Source organism: Flavobacterium psychroterrae (assembly GCF_018380615.1).
GTDB classification, from domain to species: Bacteria; Bacteroidota; Bacteroidia; order Flavobacteriales; family Flavobacteriaceae; genus Flavobacterium; species Flavobacterium psychroterrae.
In genome coordinates this window covers 1-8,063 of sequence record NZ_JAGYVZ010000054.1, presented here as the reverse complement: position 1 = coordinate 8,063, position 8,063 = coordinate 1, and the positions used below count along the sequence as shown (strand labels likewise).

The following is an 8,063-nucleotide window of genomic DNA, read 5'->3' as shown; positions in this document are numbered from 1 at the left end:
CAAAGTTTCATTTCAACTCATATATTAGATCAATCTTCTTATGAATACTACTGCCCTAGCCCCGATAGAAGCAGAAATCCTTTTGTGCCGGGGTTCGGCACAAAAGATTGAAGCGCATAGCGGGAAACAGCTCCTTAATTAAAAAAATAGAATTCGCCTTGTTCACCTAAATAAAACACTCTTTCTATTATACCCAAAATCCCTCCTTATATATAGGAGCAAAACCACCATCGATATTAAGATCTGAATTCTTCCTATATATTATCGTATAAACATGTACATATATATTGTATGTGTTTTTGTAATGCTTTATATTTGCATTCACAAAATTATAAACAATGATTAAGATTACTTTACCCGACGGGTCAATTAGAGAGTTTGCTTCAGGCATAACTCCGATGGAGGTTGCAAAGAACATTAGTGAAGGTTTTGCCAGAAATGTAATTTCGGCATCTTTTAATGGTACAACAATTGAAACCGAAACTCCATTGACGACCGACGGTAGTCTTACTTTATATACCTGGAATGATGCAGAAGGAAAAAAAGCTTTCTGGCATTCGACTTCGCACGTTATGGCGCAAGCGCTTGAGGAATTGTTTCCTGGAATTAAACTAACTCTTGGACCGGCAATTTCTAACGGTTTCTATTATGACGTTGATTTTGAAGACCAAAAGATTACTGATGCTGATTTTAAAAAAATCGAGGATCGCGTTCTTGAAATTTCAAGAGGAAAACATGAATTTAAAATGCGTCCTGTTAGTAAAGCGGATGCTTTAGAACTATATAAAGATAACGTTTACAAAACTGAATTGATTTCGAATCTTGAAGACGGAACCATTACATTTTGCGATCACGCTACTTTTACTGATTTATGTAGAGGTGGGCATATCCCAAATACTGGGATTATTAAAGCTTTTAAAATCATGAGCGTTGCCGGTGCTTACTGGAGAGGTGATGAGAAAAACAAGCAATTGACTCGTGTTTATGGAACTTCTTTTCCTAAACAAAAAGACTTAACTGAATATCTTGAACTTCTTGAAGAAGCGAAACGTCGTGATCACCGTAAATTAGGTAAAGAGCTTGAATTGTTTGCTTTCTCTCAAAAAGTTGGTGCTGGTTTACCTTTGTGGTTACCTAAAGGCGCTGCACTTAGAGATCGTTTGGAGCAATTTTTAAAGAAAGCTCAAAAGAAAGCCGGATACGAGCAAGTAGTTACTCCGCACATTGGACAAAAAGAACTTTATGTTACTTCTGGTCACTATGCGAAATATGGAGCGGATAGTTTTCAGCCAATAAGTACTCCTGCCGAAGGTGAAGAATTTTTATTAAAACCAATGAACTGTCCTCACCACTGCGAGATTTATAATGTGAGACCTTGGTCATACAAGGATCTACCTAAGCGTTATGCTGAATTTGGTACTGTTTACAGATATGAGCAATCTGGTGAATTACACGGTTTAACTCGTGTTAGAGGATTTACTCAGGATGATGCGCATATTTTTTGTACTCCGGAACAATTAGACGAAGAGTTTAAAAAAGTAATTGACTTGGTACTTTACGTATTTGGTTCATTAGGTTTTGAAAACTTTACTGCTCAAATTTCGTTAAGAGACAAAGAAAACAGAGATAAATATATTGGTACTGATGAGAACTGGGAGAAAGCTGAAAATGCAATTATCAATGCTGCGGCTGACAAAGGACTGAATACTGTTGTAGAATATGGCGAGGCTGCTTTTTACGGTCCGAAGCTTGACTTCATGGTTAAAGATGCTTTAGGAAGACAGTGGCAATTAGGAACTATTCAGGTTGATTATAACCTTCCTGAGCGTTTTGAATTGACTTATAAAGGTGCTGATAATGAATTACATCGCCCTGTTATGATTCACAGAGCTCCTTTTGGATCTATGGAACGTTTTATCGCAATTTTACTAGAGCATACAGCAGGAAATTTCCCACTTTGGTTAATGCCCGAACAGGCTATAATCTTGTCTTTGAGCGAGAAATACGAAATATATGCTAAAAAAGTTTTAGATTTGCTAGAAAATCACGAAATTCGCGCCCTAATTGACAACCGAAGCGAGACTATTGGTAAGAAAATTAGAGATGCTGAGATGCAAAAAATACCGTTTATGCTTATTGTGGGTGAGGAAGAGGAGAAAAATGGAACTATTTCGATCCGTCGTCACGGGCAAGAAGGAAAAGGGAATATTACAGTTACAATTGATGAATTTGTCGCTATTGTAAACGAAGAAATAAAAAAGACATTAAAAGTTTTTACAGTTTAACTTAAATTATAAAGTCATAGCAATAAGAAGCAACAGAGGTTACCAACCTCGAGTAGAAAAAAAAGATGCACACAGAATAAATAACCTTATTCGTGGTGTACAAGAAGTAAGACTAGTAGGCGAGAACATCGAACCAGGTGTATTTAAGCTTGCAGAAGCTTTACGTTTGGCAGATCAATTTGAATTGGATTTGGTTGAAATTTCACCAAATGCTGAGCCGCCAGTTTGTAAAATCATGGATTACAAGAAATTTGTTTACGAACAAAAGAAACGTGATAAGGTTTTAAAAGCTAAGTCGACGCAGGTTGTAGTAAAAGAAATTAGATTTGGTCCTCAGACTGATGAGCATGATTACGAGTTTAAAAGAAAGAATGCCGAGAAATTCTTAAAAGAGGGTGCTAAATTAAAAGCATTCGTTTTCTTTAAAGGACGTTCTATCATCTATAAGGATCAGGGACAAATTTTATTACTACGTTTGGCAACAGATTTAGAAGAGCATGGTAAAGTAGAAGCTATGCCTGTTTTGGAAGGTAAGAGAATGATTATGTTCATTGCTCCCAAGAAAAAGAAATAAGTCTTAAAGTTACAAGTCTTAAAGTCGAAAGTCATAAACTGACTTTTGACTTTTGACATTTAAACTTTCAGACCAAGATATAAGTAAGTAAGAATAAATTAAAACACTAGGAAAAATGCCTAAAATGAAAACAAAATCTAGCGCCAAGAAACGTTTCAAAGTTACTGGTTCTGGAAAGATTAAAAGAAAGCATGCTTTTAAAAGTCACATCTTGACTAAAAAATCTAAAAAACGTAAATTAGCTTTGACACATTCAGCGTTAGTTCACAAAACAGATATGAAAAGCATCAAACAACAATTAAGAATTATCTAATATAAGTCGAAAGTTGTAAAGTCTTAAAGTTGAAAAGTTTAAACTTTTGACATCTGACTTTTAAACCCTTTGACTAAAGATTTTCTTTAGGTTAAAAATTATTTAAAAATAACCTTGGAGTATGGCTTTTAAGTTCCTTTGATTTAATTCAGGACGCCTGCTACAAAAACACATTAAAATTATGCCAAGAGCAGTAAATTCAGTTGCTAAAAGAGCAAGAAGAAAAAAAATAATGAAGCAAGCCAAAGGTTTCTTTGGTAGACGTAAAAACGTTTGGACAGTTGCTAAGAATGCAGTAGAGAAAGCAATGTGCTACGCTTACCGCGATAGAAAACAAAACAAAAGAAATTTCCGTGCTTTATGGATTCAACGTATCAACGCTGGAGCTAGATTGGAAGGAATATCTTATTCTCAATTCATGGGTAAAGTTAAAGCTAATGGAATCGAATTGAACCGTAAAGTTCTTGCAGATTTAGCTATGAACCACCCTGAAGCTTTCAAAGCTATACTTAATAAAGTAAAATAAACGTTTTATAAACTCAATTTAGATTACTTACTTATCATAGAAAAACCATTCGTTAACGCGAATGGTTTTTTGTTTTTACAAGGTTTCTAAATACCCGAGCTTTTAGAACTTGAATTTTAAAAGTACATTTGTATATTATCAAAAATATAAGCATGTATAAAGCACTTTTACAACATATTGAAAAGATTATAACATTAGAACTCTGGGAAATTGATCTTCTAGAATCTTGCCTAAGTGTTTCTACTATCAAAAAGAAAGAACTTATACTAAAAGAAGGTCAAATATGCAATACCTTATATTTTATAACAAAAGGCTGTTTGAGACAATATATCATTAACTCAAAAGGTAGCGAACAAACATTGCAGTTTGGTATTGAAAATTGGTGGATTACTGATTACTTAAGTTACCACAATCAAACTCCTTCACACTTCTACATACAAGCTGTAGAAAAGTGTGAAGTAATTACTTTAGAGAAACAAACATTAGAATCTATCCTTATTCAGATTCCAAAACTGGAACGCTATTTTAGAATTATTGCGCAAAAGTCTTTTGGTGCTGCACAAATGCGAATTAAGTTTTTGTTTACTATGTCGGCAGAAGAAAGATACCATCACTTTAATGATCTTTATCCTGAATTTGTACAGCGTGTTCCGCAATATATGCTTGCCTCCTATCTCGATTTCTCGGCAGAATTTATGAGTAAAATCAGAGCTGGAAAAGTATAATCTAATTTCTTGAAGTACTTCAAGTTTTTTAGGGTAGAAATCGCTGACCTTTGTATCAAACTTTAAAAAAAGTAAAATGAAACCAAGAATCGTTATCCCAAATGTTGCGCCAGAAGCTTATGAAGCTTTAGTTAATTTAGAAAAATATAGTGCTAAAACTTCATTAACTGCTGGACTTAAAGAGTTAATAAAAATTCGTGCTTCTCAGTTAAATGGTTGTGCTTTTTGTATTAATATGCATACTGCTGATGCCAGAAAATATGGTGAAACCGAAAAACGTATTTATTTATTAAGCGTCTGGCATGAGGCTGATGTTTATACAGAAGAAGAGAAGGCAATTTTAGCACTTACAGAGGAGATTACTATGATTAGTAATCATGTTTCTGATGAAGTATACCAGAATGCTGCCCGATTATTTGATGACAAATATTTGGCTGAAATAATCTTAGTTATAATTACTATCAATGCCTGGAACAGATTAGCCATAACAACAGGTATGAGAGCTGTGTAAGATCTCGTTTTAAAAGCCTAAACAAAAAATGATCTTCTATTAACAGAAGATCATTTTTTGTTTAATTTCCAAACTAGAATTAAAAAGTAGTATTAATTGCGATTAATAAATTAGTGCGTTTATACTTTTCTTAAATGCTTAAATTCTATACTTTTGGAGCATGATACCACAAAGAATAATCAAACCCCTATCTATATTTTTTACATTTCTGTTTTTTTTATCTTGCCAGAAGAAAGTATCTAACTCAATTGTGTCAATAAATACAAAAGCGGAAGTTGCTAAACTGATAGCTATTGCAGATCGTTTCGCTAAAAATAAAAAAACTGATAGTGCTTTTTTTTATTACAACAAGGCAAAATTTATCTGCAATCCTATAACAGATACAGAAAACTACGTTAGCACAATAAATGACATGGCAGCTATTCAACAAAAGCATGCTGATTTTATTGGGAGTGAATCTACAATTATTGAAGCTTTGCCATATTTAAAAAATATAAAAAAGCCAGAACTTATATGGAATACATATGTCACTTTAAGTATGAATTACTTAAATACTTATGAATATAAAAATGCAATATTGTACAATCAAAAAGCCTTAACATTAAAAACAGAATCGTGGCGAAACTTAGCTGCAAGAAATAATATTGCTATTATATTAATGGACGAAGGAAAATATGCAGAATCTCTTAAAAATTTTCTTGAATTATTAACCAAACAAGAAGTTACTAATGATGAAGTATTTTACGCAAATGTATTAGACAATATAGGTTTTTGTTATTTTAAGATAAATGATTTAAAAAATGCAATTTCTTATTTAAGTCAAGGTCTTGAAATAAGACAAAAGAAAGAAAGGCATTTAGATTCAGGAAAAAGCTTGATTCATTTTGCTGAATTTTATAAAAAAAGCAATCCGGCATTGGCAAAAAAATATATGCTTTTGAGCTATAAACAATTTTGTATCATAAATAATGTTGATGAAAGGTTATCTTCATTAAAACTAATAATCGAAAATAGTTCTAATCAGGAATTAAAAAAACACTCTCTTATTTATGTTAGTCTAGTTGACAGTATATTTGAAGTGAGACAAAAAGCAAAGAATCAATTTGCTAAAATTAAATATGATTCTAAAAAAGACAGAGACGAAAATTTAAAACTTAAAACTCATAAAGCTGAAAACGAGTTACAATTAGAGAGGCAAAAAAACAGAAATATTATTTCTTATATTATCATTGTATTTAGTTTAAGCCTAATATTAGTTCTATATTTTTATTTAACTTCGAGAGGAAATAAGGAAAAAATTGAGGCTACATATAATAGCGAAACCCGAATTGCTAAAAAACTCCATGACGAACTTGCCAATGATATCTACCATACAATGGCATTTGCCGAAAATAAAAATCTATCAATAGCTGAAAACAGAGAACAATTGCTAACTAATTTAGATGCTATTTATTCCCGAACAAGAGACATTTCTAAAGAAAACGCTACAATTATTACCGATGAAAATTATGGTCTGTTTTTAACAGAAATGATCGCCGGATTTAAAACCCCAAGTACTAATTTTATTATAAATGGATTAGATACTATTATCTGGAATACGATAGAGAAAAATGTCAAGATTAGCATTTACAGGGTCTTACAAGAACTTCTTGTAAATATGAAAAAGCATAGTAATGCTTCATTAGTAGAAATCAATTTTAAAAATTTGGATAAATACGGAATTATTAATTATACGGATAATGGCAATGGAATCAACATAAATGACATTACATTTAAGAATGGATTACATAATGTTGAAAATAGAATTTTAAGTATTAAAGGAGAAATTGATCTTGAATCGTTTCCTAATAAAGGTTTTAAAGTCTTTATTAAATTTCCTTTATAAATGAAAAATACCTTTTATTCTTTCCAAAATAAAAAACTTTCAAAATATTTAATAATATCCCTTTTGATACTAATGGGCATATTATTTTATCTATTAAAATCTTGTAAAACCGATACTGTTCCTAAACCAAACAAAACAGATAATACTGCTGAGATACTGCGCCTCACAAATATAGCTGACAAGTTTTATTATGCTAAAAAAAATGACAGCGCATTTATATATTATAATAAAGTACTGCCACTTTGTAATCCTGAAAAAAACACAGAAGATTACGTATACACCATTTACTCAATATCATATATCTATAATGACAAAGGCAATTTTATAGCTAGTGAAGCTACAGCAATTTTGGCGTTGCCTTATTTAAAGTATCTCAAAAAAACAAGACATGCATGGATTGTTTACACTTTATTAGGATCTAATTATTCCTATATGTACGATTATAATAATGCAATACTATATTATGAAAAATCCAGAGCGCTAAAAACAAGTGCATGGAGAAAATGTCTGGCCTTAAATAATATAGCATCAGTATACATGAATCAAGGAAAGTATAGTAAGGCTATTTCATTACTTGAAATATTAGTATCGCCCCGCATAAAATTAATAAACGAAGAAGGCTATGGTTATGCTGCAGATAACTTAGGTTTTAGTTATTATAAGTTAGGAAATTCAAAAAAAGCAATTCAATATCTTCGTAAGGGATTAAAATTCAGATTACTTCCCAATAAAAGAACCGGAATTGAAAACAGCTATAAAAATCTTTCGCTTTATTTTGAAAAAAAAGATAAGCGCTTAGCAAAATACTATGCAAAAAAAACATACGATGAATCTATTGCAAATAATAATTCAGCAGATCAGAATTATAGCTTGCAATTATTAATAAAAACCAGTGAAGGTGCTGACCTGAAAAAATATTCTTTAAAATATATCAATAGCACAGACAGCTTAACAAATGCAAGACAAAAAGCGAAAAATCAGTTTGCCAATATAAAATACAATTTTAATAAGGACAAAACGGAAAATTTACAACTCAAGGCAGAAAAGGCAGAAAACGAATTAGAATTAGAAAGACGAAGAAATCACAACATCATTTCATATATTATAATTGTATTTATTACCCGTTGGGTGTAATTATTTCAAGTAAAAAATACGGACTAGATATTGTTCAAGATACTGAAATTCAGTATCTTGATGTCGCCAAACAAAACAATATCTATGTCAAATATAATAAAAAATTATCT

At 31.6% G+C, this 8,063-nt stretch carries 8 protein-coding genes; all 8 read left to right on the top strand.

Going from position 1 to position 8,063, the window contains the following annotated elements; translation table 11 throughout:
- The first annotated feature begins 338 nt into the window (after positions 1–338).
- The 8 genes from thrS to KHA90_RS24680 all read left to right on the top strand — a co-directional run bounded on the left by thrS (position 339) and on the right by KHA90_RS24680 (position 7,953).
- Positions 339–2,285, top strand: coding sequence for a threonine--tRNA ligase (gene thrS / locus KHA90_RS24715; RefSeq protein ID WP_213308155.1), 1,947 nt, complete (start codon positions 339–341; stop codon positions 2,283–2,285).
- A 22-nt stretch (positions 2,286–2,307) separates the two neighbouring features.
- Positions 2,308–2,859: a translation initiation factor IF-3 gene (gene infC / locus KHA90_RS24710; protein WP_081491471.1), complete on the top strand. Its 552-nt coding sequence runs from the start codon at positions 2,308–2,310 to the stop codon at positions 2,857–2,859.
- A gap of 115 nt (positions 2,860–2,974) precedes the next feature.
- Positions 2,975–3,172, top strand: coding sequence for a 50S ribosomal protein L35 (gene rpmI, locus KHA90_RS24705; protein WP_022827375.1), 198 nt, complete (start codon positions 2,975–2,977; stop codon positions 3,170–3,172).
- A gap of 181 nt (positions 3,173–3,353) precedes the next feature.
- The gene (rplT, locus tag KHA90_RS24700) at positions 3,354–3,698 is read left to right on the top strand and encodes a 50S ribosomal protein L20 (RefSeq protein ID WP_056246768.1); all 345 of its coding nucleotides are present in this window, start codon (positions 3,354–3,356) and stop codon (positions 3,696–3,698) included.
- 152 nt (positions 3,699–3,850) lie between these two features.
- On the top strand, positions 3,851–4,423 hold the full coding sequence (locus KHA90_RS24695; protein WP_213308153.1) for a Crp/Fnr family transcriptional regulator: 573 nt from the start codon (positions 3,851–3,853) through the stop codon (positions 4,421–4,423).
- Between the two features lie 76 nt (positions 4,424–4,499).
- Positions 4,500–4,934, top strand: coding sequence for a carboxymuconolactone decarboxylase family protein (locus KHA90_RS24690; protein ID WP_213308151.1), 435 nt, complete (start codon positions 4,500–4,502; stop codon positions 4,932–4,934).
- Between the two features lie 250 nt (positions 4,935–5,184).
- Positions 5,185–6,819 carry an ATP-binding protein gene (locus KHA90_RS24685; RefSeq protein WP_317197424.1) on the top strand — a complete coding sequence of 545 codons (1,635 nt, stop codon included), beginning with the start codon at positions 5,185–5,187 and terminating at the stop codon, positions 6,817–6,819.
- Complete coding sequence (locus KHA90_RS24680) at positions 6,820–7,953, top strand: tetratricopeptide repeat protein (RefSeq protein WP_213308147.1); 1,134 nt, start codon at positions 6,820–6,822, stop codon at positions 7,951–7,953.
- The last annotated feature ends 110 nt before the right edge of the window (positions 7,954–8,063 follow it).

Bases quoted from the DNA above. Each gene is read 5' to 3' on its own strand.
- thrS (WP_213308155.1), top strand. From the start codon at position 339: ATGATTAAGATTACTTTACCCGACGGGTCAATTAGAGAGTTTGCTTCA.
- rpmI (WP_022827375.1), top strand. From the start codon at position 2,975: ATGCCTAAAATGAAAACAAAATCTAGCGCCAAGAAACGTTTCAAAGTT.
- rplT (WP_056246768.1), top strand. From the start codon at position 3,354: ATGCCAAGAGCAGTAAATTCAGTTGCTAAAAGAGCAAGAAGAAAAAAA.
- KHA90_RS24695 (WP_213308153.1), top strand. From the start codon at position 3,851: ATGTATAAAGCACTTTTACAACATATTGAAAAGATTATAACATTAGAA.
- KHA90_RS24690 (WP_213308151.1), top strand. From the start codon at position 4,500: ATGAAACCAAGAATCGTTATCCCAAATGTTGCGCCAGAAGCTTATGAA.
- KHA90_RS24680 (WP_213308147.1), top strand. From the start codon at position 6,820: ATGAAAAATACCTTTTATTCTTTCCAAAATAAAAAACTTTCAAAATAT.